This window comes from Vibrio sp. CJQ_6, from assembly GCF_043106745.1.
Classification (GTDB): Bacteria; Pseudomonadota; Gammaproteobacteria; order Enterobacterales; family Vibrionaceae; genus Vibrio; species Vibrio furnissii.
The window spans coordinates 55496-81321 of the sequence record NZ_JBICMV010000025.1; the positions used below are offsets into that span (position 1 = coordinate 55496).

At 53.4% G+C, this 25826-nt stretch carries 28 protein-coding genes; 12 read left to right on the forward strand and 16 right to left on the reverse strand.

What is annotated here, in order from left to right:
* Positions 1–4 precede the first annotated feature (4 nt).
* Positions 5–289, reverse strand: a complete 285-nt coding sequence (gene ilvM, locus ACF8PK_RS14155) for an acetolactate synthase 2 small subunit (RefSeq protein WP_004728751.1) — start codon at positions 287–289, stop codon at positions 5–7.
* 11 nt (positions 290–300) lie between these two features.
* Positions 301–1947: an acetolactate synthase 2 catalytic subunit gene (gene ilvG / locus ACF8PK_RS14160; protein WP_392441883.1), complete on the reverse strand. Its 1647-nt coding sequence runs from the start codon at positions 1945–1947 to the stop codon at positions 301–303.
* A gap of 480 nt (positions 1948–2427) precedes the next feature.
* Here ilvG and ACF8PK_RS14165 point away from each other — a divergent pair, with 480 nt between their 5' ends.
* A complete protein-coding gene (locus tag ACF8PK_RS14165; protein ID WP_004728753.1) occupies positions 2428–3951 on the forward strand; it encodes a YifB family Mg chelatase-like AAA ATPase in 1524 nt (507 codons plus the stop codon).
* A 103-nt stretch (positions 3952–4054) separates the two neighbouring features.
* Entirely contained in the window at positions 4055–4948 is an 894-nt protein-coding gene (locus ACF8PK_RS14170) for an acyltransferase (RefSeq protein ID WP_286211456.1), read from the forward strand.
* A gap of 39 nt (positions 4949–4987) precedes the next feature.
* On the opposite strand, the gene ACF8PK_RS14175 is transcribed toward ACF8PK_RS14170, so the two are convergent.
* The 4 genes from ACF8PK_RS14175 to ACF8PK_RS14190 form a co-directional block, all read right to left on the reverse strand.
* Positions 4988–5587: a thiol:disulfide interchange protein DsbA/DsbL gene (locus ACF8PK_RS14175; protein WP_004728756.1), complete on the reverse strand. Its 600-nt coding sequence runs from the start codon at positions 5585–5587 to the stop codon at positions 4988–4990.
* 30 nt (positions 5588–5617) lie between these two features.
* Complete coding sequence (locus ACF8PK_RS14180; RefSeq protein ID WP_143680915.1) at positions 5618–6604, reverse strand: serine/threonine protein kinase; 987 nt, start codon at positions 6602–6604, stop codon at positions 5618–5620.
* Positions 6605–6648: 44 nt separating this feature from the next.
* Positions 6649–8073, reverse strand: a complete 1425-nt coding sequence (gene ccoG / locus ACF8PK_RS14185) for a cytochrome c oxidase accessory protein CcoG (RefSeq protein WP_392441887.1) — start codon at positions 8071–8073, stop codon at positions 6649–6651.
* A 259-nt stretch (positions 8074–8332) separates the two neighbouring features.
* Positions 8333–8599 carry a DUF1040 family protein gene (locus ACF8PK_RS14190; protein ID WP_004728762.1) on the reverse strand — a complete coding sequence of 89 codons (267 nt, stop codon included), beginning with the start codon at positions 8597–8599 and terminating at the stop codon, positions 8333–8335.
* 596 nt (positions 8600–9195) lie between these two features.
* Here ACF8PK_RS14190 and ACF8PK_RS14195 point away from each other — a divergent pair.
* Complete coding sequence (locus tag ACF8PK_RS14195; RefSeq protein ID WP_014204156.1) at positions 9196–9987, forward strand: sporulation protein; 792 nt, start codon at positions 9196–9198, stop codon at positions 9985–9987.
* A gap of 89 nt (positions 9988–10076) precedes the next feature.
* Complete coding sequence (locus tag ACF8PK_RS14200; protein WP_392441889.1) at positions 10077–10721, forward strand: hemolysin III family protein; 645 nt, start codon at positions 10077–10079, stop codon at positions 10719–10721.
* Here ACF8PK_RS14200 and ACF8PK_RS14205 read toward each other — a convergent pair.
* The 6 genes from ACF8PK_RS14205 to def are packed head-to-tail and all read right to left on the reverse strand — an operon-like array spanning position 10718 to position 16997.
* Positions 10718–11284, reverse strand: coding sequence for a DUF3157 family protein (locus tag ACF8PK_RS14205; RefSeq protein ID WP_392441891.1), 567 nt, complete (start codon positions 11282–11284; stop codon positions 10718–10720). The genes ACF8PK_RS14200 and ACF8PK_RS14205 overlap by 4 nt on opposite strands.
* A gap of 8 nt (positions 11285–11292) precedes the next feature.
* Positions 11293–12738: a TrkH family potassium uptake protein gene (locus ACF8PK_RS14210; RefSeq protein WP_004728772.1), complete on the reverse strand. Its 1446-nt coding sequence runs from the start codon at positions 12736–12738 to the stop codon at positions 11293–11295.
* A 12-nt stretch (positions 12739–12750) separates the two neighbouring features.
* Positions 12751–14127 carry a Trk system potassium transporter TrkA gene (trkA, locus tag ACF8PK_RS14215; protein WP_004728773.1) on the reverse strand — a complete coding sequence of 459 codons (1377 nt, stop codon included), beginning with the start codon at positions 14125–14127 and terminating at the stop codon, positions 12751–12753.
* A gap of 60 nt (positions 14128–14187) precedes the next feature.
* Positions 14188–15468, reverse strand: coding sequence for a 16S rRNA (cytosine(967)-C(5))-methyltransferase RsmB (gene rsmB / locus ACF8PK_RS14220; protein WP_014204153.1), 1281 nt, complete (start codon positions 15466–15468; stop codon positions 14188–14190).
* A gap of 50 nt (positions 15469–15518) precedes the next feature.
* Positions 15519–16466, reverse strand: a complete 948-nt coding sequence (gene fmt, locus ACF8PK_RS14225) for a methionyl-tRNA formyltransferase (protein WP_392441893.1) — start codon at positions 16464–16466, stop codon at positions 15519–15521.
* An 18-nt stretch (positions 16467–16484) separates the two neighbouring features.
* Positions 16485–16997, reverse strand: a complete 513-nt coding sequence (gene def / locus ACF8PK_RS14230) for a peptide deformylase (protein ID WP_004728778.1) — start codon at positions 16995–16997, stop codon at positions 16485–16487.
* Between the two features lie 139 nt (positions 16998–17136).
* On the opposite strand from def, the gene ACF8PK_RS14235 reads away from it, so the two are divergent.
* From ACF8PK_RS14235 to ACF8PK_RS14250, 4 genes are read left to right on the forward strand one after another with little or no spacing between them, the layout of a single operon-like run.
* Positions 17137–18255 carry a LysM peptidoglycan-binding domain-containing protein gene (locus ACF8PK_RS14235; protein ID WP_392441895.1) on the forward strand — a complete coding sequence of 373 codons (1119 nt, stop codon included), beginning with the start codon at positions 17137–17139 and terminating at the stop codon, positions 18253–18255.
* On the forward strand, positions 18255–19370 hold the full coding sequence (gene dprA, locus ACF8PK_RS14240; protein WP_055466799.1) for a DNA-processing protein DprA: 1116 nt from the start codon (positions 18255–18257) through the stop codon (positions 19368–19370). The genes ACF8PK_RS14235 and dprA overlap by 1 nt, the downstream gene beginning before the upstream one ends.
* A 2-nt stretch (positions 19371–19372) precedes the next feature.
* Positions 19373–19849: a DUF494 family protein gene (locus tag ACF8PK_RS14245; RefSeq protein WP_004728783.1), complete on the forward strand. Its 477-nt coding sequence runs from the start codon at positions 19373–19375 to the stop codon at positions 19847–19849.
* 25 nt (positions 19850–19874) lie between these two features.
* Positions 19875–20459: a topoisomerase DNA-binding C4 zinc finger domain-containing protein gene (locus ACF8PK_RS14250; protein WP_392441898.1), complete on the forward strand. Its 585-nt coding sequence runs from the start codon at positions 19875–19877 to the stop codon at positions 20457–20459.
* A 33-nt stretch (positions 20460–20492) separates the two neighbouring features.
* On the opposite strand, the gene ACF8PK_RS14255 is transcribed toward ACF8PK_RS14250, so the two are convergent.
* Together ACF8PK_RS14255 and purE are read right to left on the reverse strand one after the other, a co-directional pair.
* Positions 20493–21626: a 5-(carboxyamino)imidazole ribonucleotide synthase gene (locus ACF8PK_RS14255; RefSeq protein ID WP_392441900.1), complete on the reverse strand. Its 1134-nt coding sequence runs from the start codon at positions 21624–21626 to the stop codon at positions 20493–20495.
* A gap of 3 nt (positions 21627–21629) precedes the next feature.
* Positions 21630–22115: a 5-(carboxyamino)imidazole ribonucleotide mutase gene (gene purE / locus ACF8PK_RS14260; RefSeq protein WP_004728789.1), complete on the reverse strand. Its 486-nt coding sequence runs from the start codon at positions 22113–22115 to the stop codon at positions 21630–21632.
* Positions 22116–22313: 198 nt separating this feature from the next.
* Between purE and ACF8PK_RS14265 the strand changes: the two genes are divergently transcribed.
* The 4 genes from ACF8PK_RS14265 to ACF8PK_RS14280 all read left to right on the forward strand — a co-directional run bounded on the left by ACF8PK_RS14265 (position 22314) and on the right by ACF8PK_RS14280 (position 24966).
* Positions 22314–22871 (forward strand): L-threonylcarbamoyladenylate synthase, encoded by a 558-nt coding sequence (locus ACF8PK_RS14265; protein WP_004728791.1) that lies wholly within the window; start codon positions 22314–22316, stop codon positions 22869–22871.
* A 19-nt stretch (positions 22872–22890) separates the two neighbouring features.
* On the forward strand, positions 22891–23805 hold the full coding sequence (gene hemF, locus ACF8PK_RS14270; RefSeq protein ID WP_004728793.1) for an oxygen-dependent coproporphyrinogen oxidase: 915 nt from the start codon (positions 22891–22893) through the stop codon (positions 23803–23805).
* A 61-nt stretch (positions 23806–23866) separates the two neighbouring features.
* Complete coding sequence (aroE, locus tag ACF8PK_RS14275) at positions 23867–24697, forward strand: shikimate dehydrogenase (protein ID WP_014204145.1); 831 nt, start codon at positions 23867–23869, stop codon at positions 24695–24697.
* Between the two features lie 2 nt (positions 24698–24699).
* Positions 24700–24966, forward strand: a complete 267-nt coding sequence (locus ACF8PK_RS14280) for a DUF1488 domain-containing protein (protein ID WP_004728797.1) — start codon at positions 24700–24702, stop codon at positions 24964–24966.
* Here the strand turns inward: ACF8PK_RS14280 and ACF8PK_RS14285 are convergent.
* Both ACF8PK_RS14285 and ACF8PK_RS14290 read right to left on the reverse strand, forming a co-directional pair.
* A complete protein-coding gene (locus ACF8PK_RS14285) occupies positions 24959–25507 on the reverse strand; it encodes a gamma carbonic anhydrase family protein (protein ID WP_392441902.1) in 549 nt (182 codons plus the stop codon). The two genes, ACF8PK_RS14280 and ACF8PK_RS14285, sit on opposite strands and share 8 nt — an antisense overlap.
* Positions 25508–25595: 88 nt before the next feature.
* On the reverse strand, positions 25596–25826 hold a 231-nt coding region (locus ACF8PK_RS14290), incomplete at its 5' end, for a hypothetical protein (RefSeq protein WP_392441904.1).

Below are 25826 nucleotides of genomic sequence, written 5' to 3' on the forward strand. Positions count from 1 at the left end.
TTCCTTAAGCACAAATCTTTTGTTGTAAGTTGTTATTGGGGAGTTCGTTGCCCTTGATGGGCGTCACATCAACGCTGCGAATGTCCCATAATTTTTCAATCTGATTAATCAGTGTCGAGATCGGACGATCGCTGTCGACGATGATCTCCACACTGGCAATTTTGCTTTCGTGGTTTTGCGTTGCCGCAACCTGCTTGATGATGAAGCCACGGTGACGAACCACACGCAGAACACGCTCCAGCAGCACCGGTTTATCGTCTGCTTTGATGTCGAGTAAATATCTTTGCATGAGGGCGTCTCCTAGGTGTTCTCTAACATATCATTGTTGGACGCGCCTGGCGGGACCAACGGCCACACGTTCTCTTCTTCATCGATCGCAACGTGCAACAGGTAAGCGGTTTTGCTGGCCAGCATCTCTTTCAGCGCCGGTTCCACTTCCGCTTTCGTGGTGATGGTTTTGCCCGGAATATCGAAGGCTTTCGCCAGCATGATGAAATCTGGGTTGTCATCGAGAATGGTTTCACTGTGGCGACCATCAAAGAACAGTGATTGCCACTGGCGCACCATGCCCAGACGTTGGTTATTCAGCAGCACCATCTTGACCGGGATCTGGCGACGCTTCAGCGTGCCCAGTTCCTGAATGTTCATCATGAACGAGCCGTCACCGGTGATGAGAATCGATGGGTCATTCGGGCGAGCCACCGCCGCGCCCATCGCGGCTGGCAGGCCAAAGCCCATGGTGCCAAGACCCGCCGATGAGATGAAGTTTTGCGGATCGCGTGGCTGAATGTGCTGCGCGGCCCACATCTGGTGCTGGCCGACGTCGGTCGAGACGATGGCGCTGTCTGGCATCATGTCTGACAGTTGTTTGAGCAGTAGTGGGGCAAAAATCGCATCGCCCGGGTGGTCGTAACGCCATTTGAATCCGCTGCGCAGGCTTTCACTGTGGTGAACCCAAGGCGAGATATCGTGGCTCAGTTCAAGCTGAGGCAAAATGGTGTTGATGTCACCGCGCAGCGCCGCATTGGCTTGACGCAGTTTGTTAAATTCCGCCGCATCGATATCGATGTGAATGACTTTGGCGTGGGGCGCAAAGGTATCCAGCTTTCCGGTCACGCGGTCATCAAAGCGCGCGCCGACGACGATCAACAGATCGCTTTCCTGCACCACTAAGTTTGCTGCCTTGGTGCCGTGCATACCCAGCATGCCCAAATAATGCGGATCGTGACGCTCGATGGTGCCGAGGCCTTTCAATGTGCTGACGGAGGGCATCGGGTTAAGGCGCAAAAACTCGCGCACCGTGTCGGTGGCTTTGGCCAGTTGTACGCCGCCGCCGACATATAACACCGGGCGCTCGCTGTGCACTAATAACTGCTGCGCATTCGCCAGTTGTTGGGCATCGACCTGCGGGATCGCAGGCGGTGTAAACGCCGGCAAAACGGAAACTGGCGCTTGCCCCAATTGCACATCTTTGGCGATATCGACGATCACAGGGCCGGGACGACCTGCTTTGGCGACTTCAAACGCTTCCGCCAGCGTGGGGGCGAGTTCATGAATATCGGTCACGAGGTAGCTGTGTTTGGTACACGAGAGTGACATACCAATCACATCCATTTCTTGGAAGGCGTCAGTGCCAATGTGAGAACTGGCGACCTGACCGGTAATTGCAACGAGAGGGACTGAATCGAGGAAGGCATCGGCAAGGCCGGTGACTAGGTTGGTGGCGCCTGGGCCAGAAGTGGCCATACATACCGCCACGTCCTGTGTGGCTCTGGCCATGCCGATGGCTGCCATGGCGGCTCCCTGCTCGTGCCGACACAAGATGTGTTCGACACCGCCATCATACAACGCATCATAGATGGGCATGATGGCGCCGCCGGGGTAACCAAAAACGGTTTTGATTCCCTGTTGTCTTAATGCGGCTACGACTAATTGAGCTCCGGTCATCGTAAGCCTCCTGTACAGCGATCCGACTCGCTGTCTGTTGTGTTGTGTTTGCACCTCATGTGCGGCTCCCCATTCTTCCTGCCATGTCTGGTGAGAGATTCATCAGCATGTGCTTTTTTTAAGTCTAACAGTTGTAAAAAAACCCCCGGACTTTTCAGTGCGGGGGTTTTTTGAATCTGGTGTCTATTTTGCGCCCACAAGCCCCCGCGCGGTCATAATCAGGACCACGATAATAAGGCTAATCAGAGAGTTGAAACGGGCGTATAAGTTCATCGTAATAATTCTAAATGTTGTCGTAATATCATACGAAATTGTTTGCGTCTCTAGTGGTAACACACATCTCTGTTACATGACAAGAAAAAAGTCATTCTTTTTTCACATTCTCGTTTTAACCCGCCGCGTTATATAACAACTGTCGTCACCCGCAGCCGAGCTCAATCGGTGCGGTGAATGGTTTTTAATCAGTAACGAAGGAACGTCATGGGACTCGCAATTATTCACAGCCGCGCCAGCATTGGGGTACAGGCGCCGGCTGTGACGGTGGAAGTGCACATCAGCAACGGCATGCCGGGGTTTACGTTGGTCGGTTTGCCCGAGACCACCGTCAAAGAATCCCGCGATCGCGTGCGCAGCGCCATCATCAACTCCAAATTTGAATTTCCCGCCAAACGCATCACGGTGAATTTAGCCCCCGCCGATCTGCCCAAAGAGGGCGGCCGTTTTGATTTGCCGATCGCGCTCGGTATTTTGGCCGCTTCGGATCAGATAGCGCTGCCCAAACTGAGCGATCATGAATTCATTGGGGAATTGGCACTGTCGGGGGAAATTCGCAGCGTCAAAGGCGTGCTGCCTGCGGCGCTGGCTGCCAATCAAGCGCAGCGCAGTTTAGTGGTGCCTCATCACAATGGCGATCAAGCCGCGTTGGTGGGGCAAGAGCAACATAAATCGGCGCGCACGTTACTTGAAGTGTGCGCTGACTTGTGCGGCCAGCAGACGTTGTCGCTGTTTCAAAGTGACGCGCACGCCGCTAGCGCGCCGCGCGAGCGCGATTTGCAGGACATCATTGGTCAGCAGCAGGGGAAGCGCGCGTTGGAGATCGCGGCGGCAGGCAATCACAATTTGTTGTTTCTCGGCCCGCCGGGCACGGGCAAAACCATGCTGGCCTCACGGTTGTGCGATCTGCTGCCGGAGATGACCGAAGCCGAGGCGATGGAAACTGCGTCGGTGGCCTCGTTGACGCAACAAGAAATCAATCAGCACAACTGGAAACAGCGCCCGTTTCGCGCGCCGCATCATTCCAGTTCCATGGCTGCACTGGTGGGCGGCGGTTCCATTCCTCGCCCCGGAGAAATTTCGCTCGCCCACAATGGGTTGCTGTTTTTAGATGAAATGCCGGAGTTTGAACGCAAAGTGCTCGATTCGCTGCGCGAACCATTGGAATCGGGCGAGATCATTATCTCGCGTGCGCAGGGTAAAACTCGTTTCCCAGCACGGTTTCAGTTGGTTGGCGCGCTCAATCCCAGTCCGACCGGGTATTACGAAGGCAATCAGGCGCGGGTGAATCCGCAGGGGATTTTGCGTTACTTGAGCCGTTTGTCGGGGCCGCTGCTGGATCGCTTTGATATGTCGATCGAAATTCCGGCATTGCCCAAAGGCACTTTGTCACACGGCGGCGATCGCGGTGAGCCGACGGCAGTGGTGCAGGCGCGGGTCTTTCGCGCGCGTGAAACCATGTTGGCGCGCAGTGGGAAAGTCAATGCGCTGCTCCACAGTCGTGAAATTGAAACTTACTGTCCGCTCAGTCAGCCGGATGCGGAGTTTCTGGAAAATGCACTGCATCGCTTGGGGTTATCGATTCGCGCCTATCATCGCATCATCAAGGTGGCACGCACCATCGCCGATCTCAGTGGCGAAGCACACATTCAGCGCGCGCATCTGGCCGAAGCGCTCGGTTATCGCGCCATGGATCGGTTACTCAAGCAGCTGACCGCCCAGTCCGTCTAAGCGCACACTGCGCTGACCTTTGGCTTGTGTATTTCTTTCAGCGGGCAAGCGCGTATAATGGCCCGCTGTTTTTTTATTCAATTCATTGATTCCTATAAATTCTATGCTTGCTTACCTTCTGCTTGTGCTCAATATTGTGCTGGTGATCCTCAATACGGCCTTCAGTTCGCTGCTGATCTGTGCGATTGCGCTGATCAAAGTGCTGCTGCCCACACCGAAACTGAAAGTTCTGGCCACTCGAATGGCGGACAAAGCGATGTGGCTGTGGGCAACGCTCAATGCGCGTATTTTATCGATGTCGAATCGGGTCGAGTGGGACATTGAGGGCGGGGAAGGCCTGAATCAGCAGGGCTGGTATTTGATGATCAGCAATCACCTCAGTTGGACGGATATTGTGGTGCTGTGCTGCGTGTTCAAAGACCGCATTCCGATGCCGAAATTTTTCCTCAAACAGCAACTGCTGTACGTGCCGTTTGTCGGCATGAGCTGTTGGGCGCTGGACATGCCGTTTATGCGTCGCTATTCGCGCGAATATTTACTGCGCCATCCCCACAAACGTGGTCAAGATTTGGCGACCACGCGTCGCTCATGCGAAAAGTTTAAATTTCACCCGACGACGGTGGTGAATTACGTTGAAGGCACGCGTTTCACGGTGCACAAACAGCGCGCGACGCGCTCACCGTATCACCACTTGCTGATGCCCAAAAGCGGCGGCATTGCCTATACGCTGGCGGCGATGGGAGAACAGTTTTCCAATATCATTGATGTCACGCTGGCCTATCCGGATAACACCGAGAAACCCTTTCGTGACATGTTGATGGGCCGCATGACGCGCATTGTGGTGCGCATTCGCGTGTTGCCAGTCGATGCGCAGGTGCGTGGTGATTATTTTCATGACAAACCATACAAACGCCAGTTTCAGCAGTGGTTGGGGCAGCTCTGGCAAGAGAAAGACCAGCTGTTACGCACGCTGTATGCGCCAAAATCCGATACATAAAAAAGGGAGCCAGCGGCTCCCTTTTGCAATGCGTTGAACTTACTTACCGAGCAGGAAGTTGATCAGCGCGAAGTATTCGTCGGTCGATTTCACGCCTTGGGCTTGTACTAAGTAGTGATTGTTGACGATCACTGACGGCACGCCAGTCAGGCCGCTGTCTTGGAACTGCTTGTCAAAGCGACGCACCATTGAATCCACCGCGAACCCGTTGAAAGCCGCGTCGAATTTCGCACCGTCGATGCCTTCATCGACAAAGATTTGGCGCAGTTCAGCATCGTTTTTCGGTGCTTTGTGCATGGTGTGAATGCGGTTAAACATCACCGGAATCATTTTGTCTTCGACATTCAGCGCAATCATGGTCGCGTAAGCTTTGCTCATCGATTTACCCATGTTGCCGCCCATGAATGACACGTGGTTTTTTTGCAGTTTCACGCCTTCAGGCAGCTCTTTTTTCAACTGAGACATGATCGGCTCGAACGCATTGCAGTGCGGGCAGTAGAACGAGAAGTACTCGGTCACGCTCGGTTTCGCGGACGGTTCCAGGTCGAGCACTTTGTAATGCACCCCTTCTTTGAACTGTGCGGCATGGGCCGACAGGCTTAACATCAGGGTTGCAACCAGTGCAAACAGCTTTTTCATTGTGAACTCCATTATTACTTTGAAGGCTTGTTACCATTGTGGCATCAGAGAGAGCGGTGGCTCTTCCAATGCCGCGATTTGTTCTTTGAATGCCAGCACCTGGCTCTCCCAGTATTTTGGATCATTAAACCAAGGAAAGGCGAGCGGAAAGGCTGGATCTTGCCAACGTTTTGCCAACCATGCCATGTAGTGCACCATTCGTAGACCGCGCAGCGGCTCGATAAGTTTCAATTGATTCATGTTAAAATCGCAGAACTCTTGATAGCCTTCCAGCACGAGATCCAGTTGCATCAGTTTGTCGCTGCGCTCGCCGTTGAGCAACATCCACACATCCTGCACCGCAGGGCCATTGCGCGCATCGTCGAGGTCGACGAACAGTGGGCCGTCACGCCACAAAATATTGCCGGGATGGCAGTCGCCGTGCAGGCGAATCAACGCTTGATCTGGTTGCCAATGCTGCTCAATGCGGTTGATCAGCAGATCCAGATCGTGGAAAAAGCTGTTTTCCAGATGCATGGGAATACATTGCGCGTTGTGCAGCAGCGCGCGCGGTTGATACAGGTATTCGTCCAACCCGATGGTCGGACGATGCAGGAACGTTTTGCTCGCGCCCACTTTATGAATGCGGCCGAGAAAGCGTCCGACCCACTCCAGCTGTTCTTCGTTGTCGACTTCAAACTGACGGCCGCCGACGCTGTTAAACAGCGCAAAATGGTACCCCTGATAATGGTGCAGTGACGCGCCGTTGATCACCAGTGGCGCGGCGAGTGGAATCTCGGCCTCGGCCAGCTCCAGTGCAAAGTCGTGCTCTTCCTGAATCTGTTCGATGCTCCAGCGCTGCGGGCGGTAGAACTTGACCACGAAGCGGCGGCGATCTTCATCGCTGAACTGATACACGCGGTTTTCGTAGCTGTTGAGTGCCAGAAATCCTGATTCGGCGCGAATACCGATGCTCTCTAAGGCGTACCACATAAAATCGGGCGTCAGGGCATCAAACTGAAAATTTGCTTGTGTCATTGATTAAAAAGGGCTCATTGCTGAGCCCTTTTCCATGTCGAGTGTTAAAGCTTTTTGATAAATCGGCTTTCCACTTGCATTGTGAATTGGTTGCTGTCATCGGTGAGTATAAACTGAATTGTCGCAACCGGAGAGCTGAGATTGTCAGGTTTGACCCCCAAACTCATCGGCAGGTTGAGCACTTCGCCCGGTTCGACCTGCACCGTTTGCTTGCCGTACCACGAGACGTCGGTCAGGCCGCTGACATCGAGCGTATAGGTTTGGATGTGCTGCGTTTTGTTGATTACCTTGAGGGTGTAGGTGTTTTCAATCTCGCCGGAGCTGTTGGTGCGGAACAACTGGCTGCGGTCGCGAATCACACTGAGCCCGGCCGGATCCACTGCGGCCACCTGAGCAAAGAACAAGCCGATCATCACCAGTAACACCGCACCATAACCCAGCAGTTTCGGCCGCATCACTTTGGTGTGTTTGCCCGACAAGCGGTGCTCGGTGGTGTAGCTGATCAAGCCTTTATCGTAGCCCATGCGTGCCATGGTGGTGTCACATGCGTCAATGCAGGCGCCGCAGTTGATGCACTCATATTGCAGGCCGTCACGAATATCGATACCGGTTGGACACACCTGAACGCACAAATCACAGTCAATGCAGTCACCCAAGCCGAGCGCTTTGGGATCGGCTTTGCGTGAGCGCGGGCCGCGCTGTTCACCCCGTTCGGTGTTGTAACCCACAATGAAAGTGTCTTTGTCGAACATCGCCGATTGGAAGCGTGCGTACGGGCACATGTGAATACACATAATCGAGCGCATCCACCCCGCGTTGCCGTAAGTGCAGATGGCGAAGAACATCACCCAGAACACCGGCCAGAAGGTGGCGTTGAAGGTAAAGAAATCGATCACCAAATCGCGCACTGGCACAAAGTAGCCGACAAAGGTAAACCCGGTCGCTAACGCAATCGCAAACCAAGCGATGTGTTTGGCGGTTTTGCGCATCACCAAATTGGCGGTCATTTTATTGCCGTCTTGCTTACGGCGTTTGTTGGCGCTGCCTTCGAGTTTCTCTTCAAACCAGATGTACATGAAAGTCCATACGGTTTGCGGGCACAAGTAACCACACCACACGCGGCCTAAAAAGGTGGTGATAAAGAACAGGCCAAACGCGGCGATCATAAACAGCAGCGCGAGCAGGGTTAAATCCTGCGGGTATAAGGTGGTGCCAAAGAAGTTGAACTGCTGATGACCGAGGTCGAGCAAAATGGCTTGGCGGTTGCCGTAGGAGATCCACGGAATCAAACCAAACAGCAGCAAGAGAAACCAGCCACCGTAACGGCGCAGTTTCTGGTAGGTTCCTTTGCTTTCGCGCACGTAAATGCGATTGCTCGGGTTGAATCGGTCGCCTTCCTGACCCTTGTGGGTCTTTGGGTTAAAGACTTTCGGAGTCACATCTTTGATGTCGATCTTATCCTGACTCATCAAATTATCCTTTTGGGCATCATGGTGTGATTTCTGGTGATCACACTCTTTTTGACATGGCTTAACCCGTCATGCGCAAATGGCGCAGCAGGGGAGTATGGTTGCTTCATAAAGTGGTGATTATAGCGGCAATCACATTTTTATTTCTTTAACGCAATCAACCTTTAACAACAAATATCCTTACATTTTTGCCAGTTATCATTAACATCGCGGATAAAAAAAGAGCGGCCATGGGCCGCTCTGCATAATGAGGATGAGATTACTTGATGATGCCGCGGGCGCGGAGGATCGCGGTTTTAAAATCGTCTTCGTAGTCTTTTTTCAGGCCAGGAATGACCGCATCTTTGGCGCTGTTACGCATCTTGAGATGGTAGATCAACACATCATCTGTGAGCTCTTCCAGTGGGCCTTGGTAACCGGCTTCCGCAGCCAGTTTGCAGATAAACGGGATCAGATTCAGCTCGGAATCTTTATGCCATTCTGGTTCCAGCAATTGCAACAATTCTTCGACGCGATGACACTTCATACTTTCTCCACATTTTTTGTAATGGTTTGGTGTAAAGGTATCAAATTGCGCACGGAATACAATCGGTGAAGGGGCGACACACTCAAATTGAGGACAAGAAAAAAGCGCAGGGTAAGCTGCGCTTTTTAATTAAGCGGCCTGGACCACTTTTGTTTCTGGCGATGCAGAGACTGCATTTTTCTCGACAAGAGTAGGCGCGGGCGCGATTTTTTTCGCAACCGGTGCAGCAGCAAAACCACTGCGACGGCGCATTGCACTACGGTTAGTGTGCGAAAACCTGACAGCTGTTGGGCGCATTCAGTAACCTAACGGTCAGGCATATCCATTGCCGATGTAATGGCCTGAATCATTATGAGTTGCTCTTCTGCATTGAACAAAAATGAAGAAGGATGGCTCATTCTGGCGAACGCCAATCCAAATAATGACTCAGGAATAACGATATGCATGCATATCGAAGTTAGAGTAGCACCAAGTTTGCAAATGATCGATAGTTAACCAATGTTTATGTTAAAGAAATGCTTGTGGTGTGTGAGAATCGCCATTGTGTTCGCAATCTTTTCCGCTTTACACTGGGCGCTCAACAACAGGAGGTGTGTATGTCATTTCTGAAGAAAACCCTCGCCAGTTTTGGCATCGGTTCGGCGAAAGTCGACTCCGTCTTGCAGCAGGAAGCCTTGATCCCGGGCCAAACGGTCAAAGTGACCATTCACGTGTACGGAGGTGCCACAGCGCAAGCGATCGATAACATCGAACTCAAACTCTGCTGTCGTTACATTGCAGAAGTGACCATGGCGCGGGGCCGTGAAGAAGGCGGCAGCACGCGTCGCATGCCGCAAGCGCACACGCTGGCCAGTTGGTCGCTGCCGTATGCATTTACCATTGCAGCGGGAGAGACGCGCGATTTTGACGTTGAACTCGCCGTGCCATGGAACACGCCCGTCACTATTGGCGATGCTAAAGTGTGGCTCGAAACCGGGTTGGACATCGCCATGGCGATCGATCCGGCGGACAAAGACATGCTCACCGTCCGCCCTGATCCATTCATGGATGGCATTTTTACCGCCTTGGAAGAGCAAGGATTACGCCTGCGACAAGTGGAGTGCGAAGCCGCCAAAGGGTTTGCGCTGCCGTTTGTGCAGGAGTTTGAATTTGTGCCCACCGACGGCCCGTTTCATGGTCGCTGGCGTGAATTGGAAATCGTGGCTTATCGCGATAAAGACCAGTTGCAGATGTGGTTTGAGATCGACCGTTTTCAACATGGCGCGACGGGAATGTTGGCCAGCTTGCTGGGTAAAGGCGAGCTGAAACGTCAGTTGACGCTCCCCTGCACCTTGTCGCCAACGCAGGCGGGTGAACGCGTCTTGCAGTTTCTAGATAGCCATTCCTAAGGTGAACATCGGCGTGAAACTTCTGGCTTACATGTGTACGCTGAATGTGCCATACTAGCGCCGAACTATCGCACGGATTGGGAAATCGTATGTCGAGTACTGCTTATAGCGTCAAAGAAGAAGTTGCCAATGCGATCAGCCATGGCATCGGCTTCATTTTGGGGATTGTCGGTTTGGTCCTGTTATTGGTCAAAGCGACGGATCACCGGGCGGATGCGCTGACTTTGGCCAGCATGAGTATTTACGGCGGCAGCATGATTGCGCTGTTTCTTGCCTCGACGCTGTATCATGCGATCCCGCATCAAAACGCCAAACGGTGGTTGAAAACCTTTGATCACTGCGCGATTTATCTCTTGATTGCCGGCAGTTACACGCCGTTTCTGTTGGTCAGTCTGCGCACGCCGTTGGCGTTTGGGCTGATGATCGTGATCTGGCTGATTGCGCTGTTTGGCATCATCATGAAAATTGCGTTTGTGTACCGCTTTAAGCGTTTATCGCTGGTGACCTATCTGATCATGGGGTGGTTGTCGCTGATTGTGATTTATCAGCTGGCCCTGAATCTGGATGTGGGTGGGTTAACCTTGCTGGCTGCGGGCGGGGTGGTGTATTCGCTGGGCGTGATTTTCTATGTGGCGAAACGCATTCCGTACAATCATGCCATTTGGCATGCGTTTGTTTTGGCCGGATGCGCTTGCCACTTTCTGGCGATCTACCTCTATATCGACCCGGTTTAACGGGTCTCGACTTGGTTCACGCTGGCGCGAATTTGATAGCGCGGCGCTTCAGCCACGTTCACTTCAATGGCTTTGCCGGCCACTGAGGCCTGCGGGCGCAGGTAGGTGTCGGCCATCCGTTTGATCGACTGCCAAATGGTGCTGGTTTGTGTGGCGAGCACTTGGCCTTGCTCATCCAGAATTTCAACTTTCAGCTCAATGTTGATCACCGATTGGCTGCTCTGGTTGGTGATCGCGGTGGGAAGCACTAAGCGGCCATCACGATAGCGCGCGCTGCCCAGCACAATGTCGATGCCAGAATTGCTCAGTTGCAGGGTCGGTTTGTCGCTGCCGAGCTCAATCATGCTGGCGCGCTGCGCTTTGACCAGCGGCGCTGCGATCACGGGTACGGCGGCCACGACCGCTGTGTCGCTGGGTTGGACGGTGGGGGCGGCCGGCTGCACGTATTGCCAAGTAAAGTCATCGTTCAGTTGTACGTCACGGCCATCTTGTAGCGTGACCACTTCGCTCGCCAGGGCAAGCGGTGCCCAGCTTGCCATCATCAACGTGATTAGGTTTTTCATCTGTATCCTTAACGTCGCCAGAACGCAGGGAAGAACAACACCAAAATGGTGAGGATTTCCAAACGCCCCATCAACATACCAAAACTTAAAATCCACTTCGCTGCGTCAGGCAGCGGAGCAAAGTTACCGGTTGGGCCAATCACACTGCCCATCCCCGGGCCAACGTTGGCCACGGCGGTGATTGCCCCCGTAATACTGGTGGTTGGGTCAAGCCCCATGACTGACAATGCGCCAGCGATGAGAATAATCGTAATGATGAACGTCACGCCAAACGCCACCACTGAGCGCACGATGTCTTCGTTCACTGGGCGCTGATTGTAGCGTTGCACGAACACGCCAGAGGGATGAATCAAGCACATCATCTGGTTTTTGAGCAGCGCAAAACAGATCTGAAAACGGAAAATCTTAATCCCGCCCGAAGTGGAACCGGAACACGCCCCCGCCATCATCAAAAATGCAAACAGCGTACTGGGCAGGGCGCCCCAAGCGGTAAAGTCATCCAAGCCAAACCCCGTGGTGGTCACCACCGAGACGATGTTAAACATCGAGACGCGTAGCGCATCCAACATTGCGTAGCCGTTATTGAAGTGGAGCCAGAAGGCGACAATCAGGCTGCTGATGATAAACAGCAGGAAGAAGCCTTGGACTTGTGCGTCTTTGAACAGCTCTTGTGGACGGCGCTTGCGCAGAGCTGTCACAAACAGCAGAAATGGCAGACCACCGAGGAACATAAACAGCGTTGCAACCCAATGCGAGCCGTTGGAGAAATGGTTCATGGAGCCGTCAGAGGTCGAGTAACCACCGGTAGACAGCGTGGTGAAGGCGTGGTTAATCGCGTCAAACAATCGCATGCCCGTCAGCATGTAACCGACAATGCACAGCCCGGTGAGCACCAGATACACCGCCACAATGTTTTTTGCCACAGTTTTGGCGCGCGGGCTGCTTTTATCGGACCAGTCGGAGGATTCGGTTTGGAACAAGCGCATCCCACCCACGTTGAGCATCGGCAATACCGCTACTGCCATCACGATGAACCCAACCCCGCCAAGCCATTGCAAGATGGAACGCCACAGCAAAATACTGGGCGCCATGGTGTCGAGGCCACTCAGCACGGTGGAACCGGTGGTGGTAATGCCAGACATGGTTTCGAAGTAAGCGTCAGTAAAGCTGATGTGATTGATGAACACAAACGGCAACGCCGCGAACGCACTGGCGATGGTCCACACCAAACTGGTGATGAGGAACATATCGCGCACACTGAGGCGGAAATTCGACGTTCGGCCAATCGACAGGCAGATAAACGCCGCGATGTGGGTGATGATCACCGCTTGTGCGAAGTCGAGAAAGCCGCCGGTCCCGGTGAAAAAAGCCACCAGCGTGGGCACGTACATGAACAGGGCCAGTTTGGATAAAACCAACCCAATAACAAACATGATGGGGCGTAAATTCAGCATAACGCCAACAACCTATAGGAAAAACGGACTCGGTTGGAACAGGGCTTCCACGTCAGGCACGTATTTCTTGTCGACGAGGAACATCACCACGTGATCGTCCTGTTCAATGACCGTGCGATCGTGGGCGATCAGCACTTCTTCGCCACGCACGATGGCACCAATGGTGGTGCCCGGTGGCAGTTTGATATCACCCACGGCGCGACCCACCACTTTGGAGGTGGTTTCATCGCCGTGCGCAATCGCTTCGATCGCTTCGGCGGCGCCGCGGCGCAGGGACGACACGTTGACGATGTCGGCACGACGAACGTGCGTCAGCAGGGCTGAAATTGTGGCTTGCTGTGGTGAAATGGCGACGTCGATGACGCCCCCTTGCACCAGTTCAACGTACGCACCGCGTTGAATCAGCACCATCACTTTTTTCGCGCCCATGCGTTTGGCCAGCATGGCGGACATGATGTTGGTTTCATCTTCGTTGGTCAGGGCGATAAATACGTCGACCTGATCGATGTTCTCTTCGGTCAACAGCTCTTGATCGGCGGCGTCGCCACAGAATACGATGGTGTTTTCCAGCTCTTCCGACAGCTGTTCAGCGCGTTGATAGTTGCGCTCAATCAGTTTGACGCTGTAGCTGTGTTCCAAACGCATGGCTAGGCTCGCCCCGATGTTGCCCCCGCCGACAATCATGATGCGGCGATACGGTTTTTCTAGGCGTTGCAGTTCACTCATGACCGAGCGAATGTGATTGCTGGCGGCGACGAAGAACACTTCATCGTCCGCTTCAATAATGGTGGTGCCTTGCGGGCGAATCGGGCGTCCTTGGCGGAAAATCGCGGCGACGCGTGTGTCGATGTGCGGCATGTGCTCTCGCAGTGCTGACAAAGCATTGCCTACCAACGGACCGCCGTAATAGGCTTTGACCGCCACCAGACTGACTTTTTCATCAGCAAAGCTCACCACTTGCAGCGCGCCGGGGTATTGCACCAAACGCTCAATGTAACTGGTCACCAGCTCTTCTGGAGCGATCAGGTGATCGACCGGAACCGCGCCGGATTGGAATAAGGCTTCTTTCTCGGCCAGATATTCGGGCGAGCGAATGCGGGCGATACGGTTTGGCGTGTTAAACAGCGTAAACGCCACTTGGCAGGCGACCATGTTGGTTTCATCGGTGTTGGTCACGGCCACGAGCATGTCGGCGTCTTGTGCGCCGGCTTCACGTAGCACATCCGGGTGGCTGGCATGGCCGTTCACCACGCGTAAATCATATTTATCTTGTAGTTCGCGCAGACGGTCGCTGTTTTTATCCACGACGGTGATGTCGTTGTTTTCTCCGACCAGGTTTTCCGCCAGCGTGCCGCCGACCTGACCTGCACCAAGAATGATGATTTTCATACCTTATTCTCTTGTGATTGCACGCCAAAGGCAGCTCGAGAGCTGCCTTTGCATCGTTTTTTACGCTTGTTTTGTCAGCACGGCGTAGTAGAAACCGTCCATATCCTCTTCACCAGGAAGAATCTGGCGGCCCGGATTGTCGAGCTCTGATCCCACCAGCTGCGCGTTCGATGTGCGCGCTAAGAAGTCTTTCACCTGCAGTACGTTTTCCTGCGGTGTAATTGAACACGTTGCGTACACCAAAGTACCACCCGGTTTCAACTGTTGCCACATTGCGTCGAGAATTTCGCGTTGCAGCTCCGCTAATGCCGCAATATCTTCTCCGCGACGCAGCCACTTGATGTCTGGGTGACGACGAATCACGCCCGTTGCTGAACACGGCGCATCAAGCAGAATGCGATCAAACTGACCGCCTTGCCACCACTGTTCTGGGTAACGCGCATCGCCACACACCACTTTTGCGCTCAGGTTCAAGCGCTTGAGGTTGTCATGCACACGCTTGAGGCGCGTGTCATCGCAGTCAATCGCCACGACATCGCACCCGTGGGTTCGTTCCAGAATGTGCGCAGTTTTGCCACCCGGTGCGGCGCAGCAATCCAGGATCAGTTCGCCGTCTTGCGGTTGCAAATAGTGCAACGCCAGCTGTGCCGCGGCATCTTGTACCGACACCCAACCTTGGGCAAAGCCCGGCAGTTGCGTCACATCGCACGGTGCGGCCAATTTTAATGCGTCACGTGCTTGCGAATGCACACTGCTATCAATGTTTTCATGATTGAGCAGCGCTTGATAGGCATCGCGCTCATGGTGCTGGTGGTTGACGCGCAGCCACATCGGCGCTTTGCTGTTGTTGGCTTCAACAATCGCTTCCCATTGCTGTGGGTAAGCGTTTTGCAGCAATTTGAGCAGCCAACTTGGGTGGCCGTATTTGCCCGCATTGTGGCTCATCGCCTCGGCATCTAGCGCATCTTGGTTGCGTTGGTAGTTGCGCAGCACGGCGTTGATCAGACCACGCAAGCGTGGGCCTTTGAGATCTTGAGCGCCTTCAACCGTTTCACCCACGGCCGCGTGCGGTGGAATCCGCATAAAGCTCAGTTGGTAAATGCCGACCAAAATTAGATGGTGGAACACACGTTGTTTGCCCTTGAGTGGCGAGTCCATCAACGCATTGGCGATTGACTCCAAACGTGGCAAATAGCGCAGCGCACCGTAGCAGATCTCCTGCAGCAGCGCGTGATCGCGAGGACGGATGTTTTGTTGAGCCGCCGGAAGCGCCATCGACAAAGACTGACCTTTATCAACAACTTGAAACAGAACCTGAGCAGCTGCAGCGCGAACATTCATAGTTAAACCTAATACAAAAAGGAACGACCCTACGCTGTAGGGCCGTGAAATTAATTCAGTTGAGTGCCAACTTCAAACCAGCTGGCTCTGGCGTTGAGAATATCCTGCACCGGCAGGGCTTTTTTGCCTGGGATTTGCAGGCTTTCCAGCACCAGAATGCCTTCGCCAGTCGCGACATAAATGCCGGTTTTATCCGCTTGGATGATGGTGCCCGGCGCGTGTGTTTTGTTGCCCGTTTCAACGCGGCTTTGCCACACTTTGATCTGATTCTCGGCCACTGAAAAATGGCTCATCGGCCATGGATTGAAGGCTCGTACGCAACGTTCAATCGCTTGCGCGCTCAGTGTCCAGTCGATCTTGGCTTCTTCTTTACTCAACTTCTGCGCGTAGTTCGCCAGCGCGTCGTCTTGTTTGACGGCAACCGCTGTGCCTTGCGCGATGTCGCTCAAGCAGTCAACCAAGGCTTGTGGACCCAATTCTGCCAGCTTGTCGTACATGGAGCTGCTGGTGTCAGAGGCGTCAATCGGCAGCTTGGCAATCTTGAGCATATCGCCGGTATCGAGGCCTACATCCATCTGCATGATGGTCACGCCCGTTTCTGCATCCCCCGCCCAAATCGAGCGTTGGATCGGTGCGGCGCCGCGCCAGCGTGGCAGAATAGAACCATGCACATTAATGCAACCCAATTTTGGGGTATCCAAGACGGCTTTAGGCAAGAGCAAGCCATACGCGACAACGACCATGATGTCGGCATTCAATGATGCCAGCGCTTGCTTGGCTTCATCCGATTTGAAATTTTCGGGTTGATAGACCGGAATGTTGTGCTCGAGCGCCAGGTGTTTGACCGGGCTGGCGGTGAGTTTTTTACCGCGGCCAGCTGGGCGATCAGGTTGAGTGTAAACCGCAATCACCTCGTGCTCCGAAGACAATAACGCCGCCAAGTGACGGGCGGCGAAATCCGGAGTACCTGCAAAGACAATACGTAATGATTGGCTCAAGGTAACCTCTCTATATGCTTATTGATTCTTATCGTTGAAGCGTTTGATTTTTTCCAGCTTCTCTTTGATGCGCTTGCGTTTGAGTGGCGATAGGTAGTCGACAAACAGTTTGCCTTCTAGGTGGTCCAGCTCGTGCTGAACACAAATCGCGAGCAAGTCGTCGGCGTCAAAGGTGTACTCTTCACCATCACGATTCAAGGCTTTGACGGTAACTTCAGCAGCGCGTGCAACCAGCGCACGGGCGCCAGGTACTGACAGGCAGCCTTCTTCAATACCGTCTTCACCGCGTTTTTCCAGAATCACTGGGTTGATCAGCACCATCGGCTCATCACGGGTTTCTGAAATGTCGATCACGACGATGCGCTGGTGAACATCCACTTGAGTTGCAGCAAGGCCAATGCCTTCTTCGTCGTACATGGTTTCAATCATGTCGTCGACGATCTTCTGAATCTCTGGGGTGACTTTCTCAACCGGCTTAGCAACGGTGCGAAGACGATCATCAGGGAATGTTAATACTTGTAATACAGACATATACACTCGAAAAATTGAACTGTGCCGAAACAGCTTAACGCTTGTTGGCTCAATTCTAGACATTTTATGACCTAAATGACAGCATCCTGCGAGATTTCTCCGAATCCTTCTTAATTCTTTCGACCAGGGAAGCAAGGTCATGCGTAAACTGACACGCCGTTTCGCCTCTATTTTATCCCCCCGATTATGGCCCGTTTGGTTGGCTTCATTGAGCGTTTGGGCGCAGCCGGCCCCGCCATTGGCGTTGAAAAAAGATGCGCCGACAACCTACACCGTGGTTCAAGGGGACACCTTATGGGACATTTCGGCGTTGTATCTCGACAGCCCTTGGTTGTGGCCGCGTTTGTGGCAAATCAACCCCGAGATCCACAATCCGGATTTGATTTATCCCGGCGACAAACTGACCTTGATTTGGCGCGACGGCCAGCCCGTGTTGAGCCTCAAACCGATGGTGACGTTGAGCCCCAAAGTACGTGTGGTGGAAAAACAATCCCTGCCTGCGGTGGATGAAGGGCTCTTGTTGCCGTATTTGCAAAATGACCGCTTAGTGAACAGCGCAGCGCTGACCCAAAGCTTGCGCGTGATGGGGGCGGGCGATGGACGACAATACCTCACGGCAGCTGAGGCCGTGTACATTCCTGGCCCACAAACGCATGCGCATTGGGGGATTTATCGACCGATGGCCGAGTTTGCTCGAGACGATCAGGCGATGACGGCGATGCGCTTAATTGCCACTGCAGAGCTGGGTGAAAGCGGCCAGAACACCAGCGCGTTGCGGGTGCGTCAATTACGACATGAAATTCGCGTCAATGACATTGTCTTGCCAGAAACGGGGTTGGAAAGCCTCAACCTCACCACCTCTTTTTTCCCACAACCAGCGCCGACTCAGTTGCAAGCCCGTATTCTTGGCGCGCTTGAAGGTAGTCAGTATGCCGGGCAACATCATGTGGTGGTGATCGACAAAGGCACGAATGATGCGTTGGTGCAGGGCAGCATGTTTGCGCTCTATCGTGCGGGTGTCTCGGTGTACGCGGATGATGGTCAGTATCGCTACGAGGCCAAGCGCGGCGATGATGAGGTGGCATTGCCTGCCCACCCCATTGGCAGCTTGATGGTGATTCGTCCTTATGCTGCGTTTAGTCTGGCGTTGGTCACGGAAAGCCGTGAGCCGATCGATATTACCGTGTTGGCGGTGGCGCCTGAGGTGGCGGATTTGGACGTGGCGGCAAGCGTGCCCCACGCTGAGCCGGCGAGTTAATGCTAGAACGTGATCTGGCGGCGTGGCTGGCATTTAGCTTTGCCCCCCAATTGGGAATGCATCGATTACAGCGTTTGGCCAGCCGCCATGCGTTACATGATCTCAAACAACAGCTGGGTCGAGAAGGTGAAGCGGCCGGGCTCAAAGCCCATCAGATTGACTACCTACAGCAGCAAGCGGATCGTGAAGTTGATGCTTGCCTGCTTTGGTGTCAGCAAGCGGAACATCGCCACATCGTGACCCCATTTCATGCCCATTATCCGGCGCGATTAAAAGAGATTGCCGCGGCGCCTCCGGTGCTGTTTGTGGCCGGTCGGCTTGACACGCTGCGCGCGCCACAAATCGCGATTGTGGGCAGCCGCAATGCCAGTATCGACAGTCAACACATCGCTCATCAATTTGCTGCGCAACTGGTCGAACATGGTTTGGTGGTCACTAGTGGGTTGGCGCTGGGCATCGATGGTTATGCCCATGATGGCGCCCTGAAAGCGGGCGGCGAAACCATCGCGGTATTGGGTTCAGGGTTGGGATGTATTTATCCGGCGCGTCATCGCACGTTAGCGGAGCGGATTATGGCCAGTGGGGCGGTGGTGTCGGAGTTTCGCCCGGATGCCAAACCGAGGCCTGATCACTTTCCGCGTCGCAATCGTATTATTAGTGGCTTGTCGTTGGGTGTTCTGGTGGTGGAAGCGGCCGAGAAAAGTGGCTCGCTCATCACCGCGCGTTACGCTGTTGAACAGAGCCGCGAGGTGTTTGTGGTCCCGGGCTCGATTCGTCATCCCAATTGCCATGGCAGTAACCAGTTGATTCGGCAAGGCGCGTGTCTGGTTCAGCACATCGACCACATACTCGATGAGGTTGGCCCCATGATGGATTGGAGCCGAAATCAGTCACAACCTGAGCAGACAGAACTTTTTTCTTGCTCATATCACGAAGAAGAATTGCCATTTCCCGAGCTGTTAGCTAACGTAGGGGAAGAGGCTACACCAGTTGATATTCTTGCAAACAGGACCCATATACCTGTCCAGGATGTCATGATGCAGCTCCTGGAGCTTGAGCTTTCAGGGCATGTTGTTGCAGTTTCCGGTGGCTATATTCGTAAGGGGAGGGGCTAGCTATGATGATGGATATTCTGATGTATCTATTTGAAACTTACATCCATAGCGATGCAGAGTTACAAGTGGATCAAGACGAACTCGAAGATGAACTGCTTCGAGCGGGATTTCACCAAAAAGACATCTATAAAGCCCTTCACTGGTTAGAAGAGCTGGCTGCGTTGCAGCAGACTGATGCACATTCCGCGATCGCAACCAGCGCGGCGACCTCTGTGCGTATTTACACCGCACAAGAAATGGAGCGTTTGGATACCGAATCGCGTGGTTTTCTGATGTTCCTTGAGCAGATCAAAGTGCTGACGCCTGAAACGCGTGAGATGGTGATTGATCGCGTCATGGGCTTGGAAACCAATGAGTTTGAACTCGATGACCTGAAGTGGATCATTCTGATGGTACTGTTTAACGTGCCGGGGAATGAAAATGCTTACACGCTAATGGAAGAGCTGCTGTACAGCAAAGAGCAAGGTATTGTGCATTAAGCAGATCGGCGCGTGAGTAGTCCCCATGAGCGGTAAAATTGATCACCAGTTATTTTCAGCCCAAGCACAGGCGCTGACGCAAGAACCGTGTCCAAAATGCGGTGCAGCGTTACAACTGCGTCACGGCAAACACGGTCCTTTTCTTGGGTGCAGCCAATACCCCGGCTGCGACTTCATCAAACCCCTGCATCAAAACGATGGTCACATCATCAAAGAGTTGGGTGTGCCGTGCCCAGCATGTGGGCATGAGTTGGTGTTGCGTCAGGGACGCTACGGCATGTTTATTGGCTGCAGTCATTACCCAGCGTGTCACCACATCGAATCATTTGATACAGCGCCTCAGGCGCAGGCCGAGGAAACGCAAATCCCCTGTCCGGATTGCGGTAAAGGCCATTTGGTTGAACGCAAAAACCGCTTTGGGAAAGTGTTCTATGCCTGTGATGCGTTTCCCAAATGCAAGTTTGCACTCAATCAACCACCCGTGGTGGGGCAATGTGAGGCGTGCGGTTATCCGTTACTGATTGAAAAGAAACTCGCCAGTGGCACCAAGTATCAGTGTGCCGACAAAAAATGCGGTTACACCCAAACTGAAATAAAAAACGGCGCTTAATTGCGCCGTTTTTGTCCGTATGAAGTGCTGGGGTTAGTGCTTGATTTGCTGAGCGACGGCCTGCACTGCCGGAAAAGCTTTGGGATCGAGAACTGCTGCCAGTTGACATAGTTTACGCTGCAATTCGCCACTGTAATCTGCGGTGACGTTGATGTGGCCCATTTTGCGTCCGGGACGTTTGTCTTTGCCGTACCAGTGAATGTGGCAGCCTTCCATCGCCAGTAGCGCTTCGGGCAAGGTGTCTTCACCCAAGATGTTAATCATCGCCGTTTCGCGAACCAGTTTGGTACTCCCCAATGGTAGTCCGCACACCGCACGCAGATGATTTTCAAACTGACAGGTTTCTGCGCCTTGCTGTGTCCAGTGGCCAGAGTTGTGCACGCGCGGCGCAATTTCATTGACCAGCAACGTCCCCTGAACATCGAAAAACTCCAACGCCAGCACGCCAACGTAATTCAGGCTTTCAGCCACAGCGGTAAACATCTGTTTCGCTTGCTGCTGTAATTCTGGCGCATCAATCGCAGTCGACAGGCTGAGGACGCCGTTCACGTGCACATTCTCGGCCAGTGGATAGACCGCGATCTCGCCATCTTTGCTACGTGCGCCGACCAGTGACACTTCGCGGTCAAAGGGCACGAATTGTTCCGCTACAATCGCCTGATGCTCAGACGCCGCCAGTGCTTGTGCCATGTCGGCCCATATTGCGTCGCTGTCTTGTGGAGTTTTGAGGCGCCATTGACCTTTGCCATCGTAACCACCCAAGGCGGTTTTCAGCACCATGGGAATGCCGACGTCATCAATCGCAGCATCAAATTCAGCGCGGTTGGTGATCACCGCATATTTGGCGTTGCGTACGCCTGCGTTGTCCAGCAGCGCTTTTTCCAGACGGCGATCGCCACCGGCTTTAATCGCGTCGGTACTTGGCAGAAATTTTCCGCTGCGCTCACACACGGCCAATACATCGTGAGGAATGTGTTCAAATTCAGCGGTAATGACGTCCGCACCGGCAATTGCCTGTTCCAAACCATGGCCCAGCACCGCCTGAGTCAGCGGATGCACCACGTTCTGGGTATTGACGTCAAAGGCGGAAATGTCAAGGTTGAGCGGCGCCCCGGCCAGAGACATCATGCGCGCGAGTTGACCGGAACCTAAGACTAATACGTGCATGGATTAGTCCTCGGCTGGGTTTGGGTGAGCCAGTACGGCTTCGGTTTGTGCGGCGCGGAACGCTTCCACTTTTGCCATCACGCTTTCATCGAACGCACCAATGATTTGCGCGGCCAGTAACCCTGCATTTGCGGCGCCCGCTTCACCAATTGCCAGCGTGCCAACCGCGATGCCTTTGGGCATCTGCACGATAGAATAAAGGGAATCGAGTCCCGATAACGCACGCGACTGCACCGGAACGCCCAGCACGGGGAGGCTGGTGAATGCAGCGGTCATGCCGGGAAGGTGCGCGGCGCCGCCAGCGCCAGCGATGATCACTTTTAGTCCACGCTCTTTGGCACTGGTGGCGTAATCGGCCAGAAGTTGAGGGGTACGGTGCGCGGAAACCACTTTGGTTTCGTAAGCAACACCAAATTGATCCAGCATCTCTGCTGCAAGCTTCATGGTTGGCCAATCCGATTTTGAACCCATGATAATGCCGACGGTCATCTCAAACTCCTTCAAGCGTTATAAATTAAGTGAGCGTTTGTGCGCGCATTATACGGGGATTTTGCTTTCAAGCAAACGTTTGCGTGGTGGTTAAAAGCGTGGCGGTATAATTTATCCCGAATTAGATTTAGCCGTTGCGCCGGATAATTTGTACACTAGGCCGAAAATAAGAAAGTCAGCTCAATTTAGGAAACTCTGGTGAATAATTTTGAACATACACTGCAAGCGTTGCAGTCCGGTGAAGTGATCGCTTATCCCACGGAAGGTGTGTTTGGTGTCGGGTGTGATCCGGACAATCCGCAGGCGATTGAAAAGTTGCTGCAACTCAAGCAGCGTCCGGTCGAGAAGGGCTTGATTCTGATCGCGGCCTCGTACCAACAACTGCTGCCTTATGTTGATGAAAGCCAATTGACGCAAGAGCAGTTGGAGCGAGTGCAATCGACTTGGCCGGGGCCGGTGACTTGGATCATGCCAGCCAGCGAGCGTGTCTCGCATTGGGTGAGCGGCCAGTTTGATACCATTGCCGTGCGCGTGACCGATCATCCGTTGGTGCAGAAGCTGTGTTTGGCGTATGGCAAGCCACTGACATCAACCAGCGCGAATCTGTCGGGCCTGCCGCCGTGCATGACCACGCAGGAAGTCGAACAGCAACTCGGTGATCAACTGGTGGCGATTCTGCAAGGCGAAACGGGTGGTCGTAATAAGCCCAGTGAAATTCGCGATGCCAAAACGCTCCAGGTTTTGAGACAAGGCTAAGTCAACAAAGGAAGTAACGATGCCAACCATCAATAAAGAAGCCGTCAAACAATTTCTGTTGTCGCTACAAGACAGCATTTGCCAGCAGTTGGAAGCCGTCGATGGCGGTGCCACATTTGAAGAAGATGCTTGGCATCGTGAACCTGGCGAAAAGCTCGGCGGCGGTGGTCGCACGCGCGTGATGCGCAACGGCCATGTGTTTGAACAGGGTGGGGTGAATTTCTCCCATGTGGCAGGTCAGCAGATGCCCGCATCGGCAACTGCGCACCGTCCGGAACTGGCGGGTCGCCGCTTTGAAGCCATGGGCGTGTCATTGGTGATGCACCCCAATAACCCGTACGTACCGACTTCGCACGCCAATGTGCGCTTTTTCATTGCGGAAAAAGAGGGTGAGGCGCCGATTTGGTGGTTTGGCGGCGGATTTGATCTCACGCCTTTCTATCCGTTTGAGCAAGACTGTCATGAGTGGCACCGTGTGGCAAAAGCGCTGTGCGCGCCGTTTGGTGATGAAGTCTACGCTGAGCATAAAGCATGGTGCGATCGTTACTTCTACCTGCCGCATCGTGAGGAAACTCGCGGTATCGGTGGGTTGTTCTTTGATGATCTCAATCAGTGGAGCTTTGAGCAGTGTTTTGACTATATAAAGGCGGTCGGCGAAGGGTACACGCAGGCGTATCTGCCGATTGTTGAGCGCCGCAAAGCGACCCCGTATGGTGAACGCGAACGCGAGTTCCAGCTTTACCGCCGTGGCCGTTATGTCGAATTTAACTTGGTCTTTGACCGTGGCACGCTGTTTGGCCTGCAATCGGGTGGTCGCACCGAGTCAATTCTAATGTCGATGCCGCCGTTGGCGCGCTGGGAATACCGTTATCAGCCACAGGCGGGGAGCGCCGAAGCGGAATTACAGCAATTTTTAGTACCGCGCGAGTGGTGACAGCGCCAGTAGTGAGTGATAGGGTCGCATACAGCGACCTTCTTTTATTTCAGGCAGGAACATGGATTTTCAACACGATCAGTATGCGGTGTTCGGCAACCCGATCGGCCACAGTAAATCACCTTTCATTCATACCTTATTTGCCCGTCAAACCAATCAGGCCATGACCTACACCGCGCAACTCGCGCCCGTGGATGGTTTTGTGCAAGCCGCAACAGATTTCTTTGCTCATGGCGGTAAAGGGTGCAACATCACCGTCCCATTTAAAGAGGCGGCGTTCACGTTTGCCACGCGGCTGACGGAACGGGCGCAACTGGCTGGCGCGGTTAACACGCTCAAAAAACTCGATGATGGCGGCATTCTGGGGGACAACACGGATGGTGAAGGTCTGGTGCAGGATCTGATGCTGCATCAGGTGCCGTTGCAAGACGCGCGAATTCTGTTGATTGGGTCCGGCGGCGCGGCGCGTGGCGTGCTTAAGCCTTTATTAGATAAACAGCCCGCCAGCGTGACCATTACGAACCGCACCTTTGCCAAAGCGCAACAGCTAGCCGAGAGTTTTGCGCCGTACGGTAAGGTGAACGCTGTGGAAATGGCGCAGTTGAATTCTGGTTTTGATGTGATCATCAACTCGACGTCGGCCAGTCTGGATGGTGCCCTTCCAAACATTTCCGTCGCGATTTTCAAGCCGACCAGTGTGGCGTACGACATGATGTATGGCAAAGGTCACACCATTTTCAACCAATGGGCATTAGACAGTGGTTGCGCTGAAGCGCATGACGGTTTGGGGATGCTGGTGGGGCAGGCGGCAGAAAGCTTTATGTTGTGGCGCGGTTTGCGTCCGGGGACGAAACAGATTCTGCGTGAACTGCGCAAAAATTTAGAAGGTTAATCATGAACCAATCGATCTTATTTCCGGATATGCAAACTTGGAATGAGGAGCTGCAAGCCGTGGTGTTTCCGGCGCAACAAGCTGGTGCGCTGATTGAGTGTGTGGTGACGCTGGCCGAACTCAGCCGTCTGGCGGCACAGCCAATTGATGGTGAGCAACAGGCTTTAGCCATTTTTCAGACACTGCGTTTTGATTTGGAAGAAATAGCGGAAGCGCTGATTGAAGAAGAAGACTACAACCAGCGCGGGCAAATCGACGTGATTAGCTAATATTCTCAACGGGCATGAGGTAGTCATTTTTACCGTTGACGTAGTTCTCAGCAGACTTCACTAGAAAGGCTCTCTCTTTCTCATTGAGGGGGCGAGCCTGTTTCACCGGACTACCTATATAGAGATAACCACTTTCTAAACGTTTTCCCGGCGGAACTAAACTGCCGGCACCAATCATCACATCGCTCTCGATGACGACGCCATCCAGCACAATGGTGCCCATGCCCACCAATACACGGTCGTGAATTGTGCAGCCATGCAGCATGACCTTATGCCCGATGGTCACGTCTTCACCGATAATCAACGGATAGCCGTCGGGATTCTCGTTATTCTTATGCGTCACATGCAACACACTTCCGTCTTGAATATTGGTACGCGCGCCGATCTCGATGTAATTCACATCGCCGCGCGCCGCGACCAACGGCCAAACACTGGCGTCATCGCCAAGCTGAATGTCGCCGACTAGAACTGAACTTTCATCGATATAGACACGTTCACCAATCTGCGGAGTGATACCTTTATAACTACGAATTGCGCTCATGACGCCTCCTTATTTGGGCTGTTCAGGGCAGTGTAAAAGAGAAATAGTAGTAGAAATAACCTGTGACGAATAAAAAACAGTCAAACAATTAGAAAATCAAAAAAAACGTGAAAAAGCGCTTGCCAATGTGAACTCGATCTCTATAATGCCCCCTCGCTGACACGGCAAAGCTTCGAAAGAAACGAAAGCGGTAGTTCAGCAAGGTCATTTTCAGAGCTGAAAAGCTCGCGAAAATAAACTGAAAAAAGTGTTTGACACGACAGTTTATCTCGCTAAAATGGCCGCCTCTTCCACGGTGACTCAGTCGCTGAAGCAGGAA

Excerpts from the sequence above, each read along its gene's own strand:
- ACF8PK_RS14175 (WP_004728756.1), bottom strand. The coding sequence starts at position 5,587 with ATGAAAAAGCTGTTTGCACTGGTTGCAACCCTGATGTTAAGCCTGTCG.
- hemF (WP_004728793.1), top strand. The coding sequence starts at position 22,891 with ATGCCAACCATCAATAAAGAAGCCGTCAAACAATTTCTGTTGTCGCTA.
- ACF8PK_RS14200 (WP_392441889.1), top strand. The coding sequence starts at position 10,077 with ATGTCGAGTACTGCTTATAGCGTCAAAGAAGAAGTTGCCAATGCGATC.
- purE (WP_004728789.1), bottom strand. The coding sequence starts at position 22,115 with ATGACCGTCGGCATTATCATGGGTTCAAAATCGGATTGGCCAACCATG.
- ACF8PK_RS14235 (WP_392441895.1), top strand. The coding sequence starts at position 17,137 with ATGCGTAAACTGACACGCCGTTTCGCCTCTATTTTATCCCCCCGATTA.
- dprA (WP_055466799.1), top strand. The coding sequence starts at position 18,255 with ATGCTAGAACGTGATCTGGCGGCGTGGCTGGCATTTAGCTTTGCCCCC.
- ACF8PK_RS14180 (WP_143680915.1), bottom strand. The coding sequence starts at position 6,604 with ATGACACAAGCAAATTTTCAGTTTGATGCCCTGACGCCCGATTTTATG.
- rsmB (WP_014204153.1), bottom strand. The coding sequence starts at position 15,468 with ATGAATGTTCGCGCTGCAGCTGCTCAGGTTCTGTTTCAAGTTGTTGAT.
- ACF8PK_RS14190 (WP_004728762.1), bottom strand. The coding sequence starts at position 8,599 with ATGAAGTGTCATCGCGTCGAAGAATTGTTGCAATTGCTGGAACCAGAA.
- ACF8PK_RS14165 (WP_004728753.1), top strand. The coding sequence starts at position 2,428 with ATGGGACTCGCAATTATTCACAGCCGCGCCAGCATTGGGGTACAGGCG.
- def (WP_004728778.1), bottom strand. The coding sequence starts at position 16,997 with ATGTCTGTATTACAAGTATTAACATTCCCTGATGATCGTCTTCGCACC.
- ACF8PK_RS14205 (WP_392441891.1), bottom strand. The coding sequence starts at position 11,284 with ATGAAAAACCTAATCACGTTGATGATGGCAAGCTGGGCACCGCTTGCC.
- aroE (WP_014204145.1), top strand. The coding sequence starts at position 23,867 with ATGGATTTTCAACACGATCAGTATGCGGTGTTCGGCAACCCGATCGGC.
- ACF8PK_RS14195 (WP_014204156.1), top strand. The coding sequence starts at position 9,196 with ATGTCATTTCTGAAGAAAACCCTCGCCAGTTTTGGCATCGGTTCGGCG.
- ACF8PK_RS14170 (WP_286211456.1), top strand. The coding sequence starts at position 4,055 with ATGCTTGCTTACCTTCTGCTTGTGCTCAATATTGTGCTGGTGATCCTC.
- ACF8PK_RS14245 (WP_004728783.1), top strand. The coding sequence starts at position 19,373 with ATGATGATGGATATTCTGATGTATCTATTTGAAACTTACATCCATAGC.
- ACF8PK_RS14285 (WP_392441902.1), bottom strand. The coding sequence starts at position 25,507 with ATGAGCGCAATTCGTAGTTATAAAGGTATCACTCCGCAGATTGGTGAA.
- trkA (WP_004728773.1), bottom strand. The coding sequence starts at position 14,127 with ATGAAAATCATCATTCTTGGTGCAGGTCAGGTCGGCGGCACGCTGGCG.
- ACF8PK_RS14280 (WP_004728797.1), top strand. The coding sequence starts at position 24,700 with ATGAACCAATCGATCTTATTTCCGGATATGCAAACTTGGAATGAGGAG.
- ccoG (WP_392441887.1), bottom strand. The coding sequence starts at position 8,073 with ATGAGTCAGGATAAGATCGACATCAAAGATGTGACTCCGAAAGTCTTT.
- ACF8PK_RS14255 (WP_392441900.1), bottom strand. The coding sequence starts at position 21,626 with ATGCACGTATTAGTCTTAGGTTCCGGTCAACTCGCGCGCATGATGTCT.
- ACF8PK_RS14250 (WP_392441898.1), top strand. The coding sequence starts at position 19,875 with ATGAGCGGTAAAATTGATCACCAGTTATTTTCAGCCCAAGCACAGGCG.
- ilvM (WP_004728751.1), bottom strand. The coding sequence starts at position 289 with ATGCAAAGATATTTACTCGACATCAAAGCAGACGATAAACCGGTGCTG.
- ACF8PK_RS14210 (WP_004728772.1), bottom strand. The coding sequence starts at position 12,738 with ATGCTGAATTTACGCCCCATCATGTTTGTTATTGGGTTGGTTTTATCC.
- ilvG (WP_392441883.1), bottom strand. The coding sequence starts at position 1,947 with ATGACCGGAGCTCAATTAGTCGTAGCCGCATTAAGACAACAGGGAATC.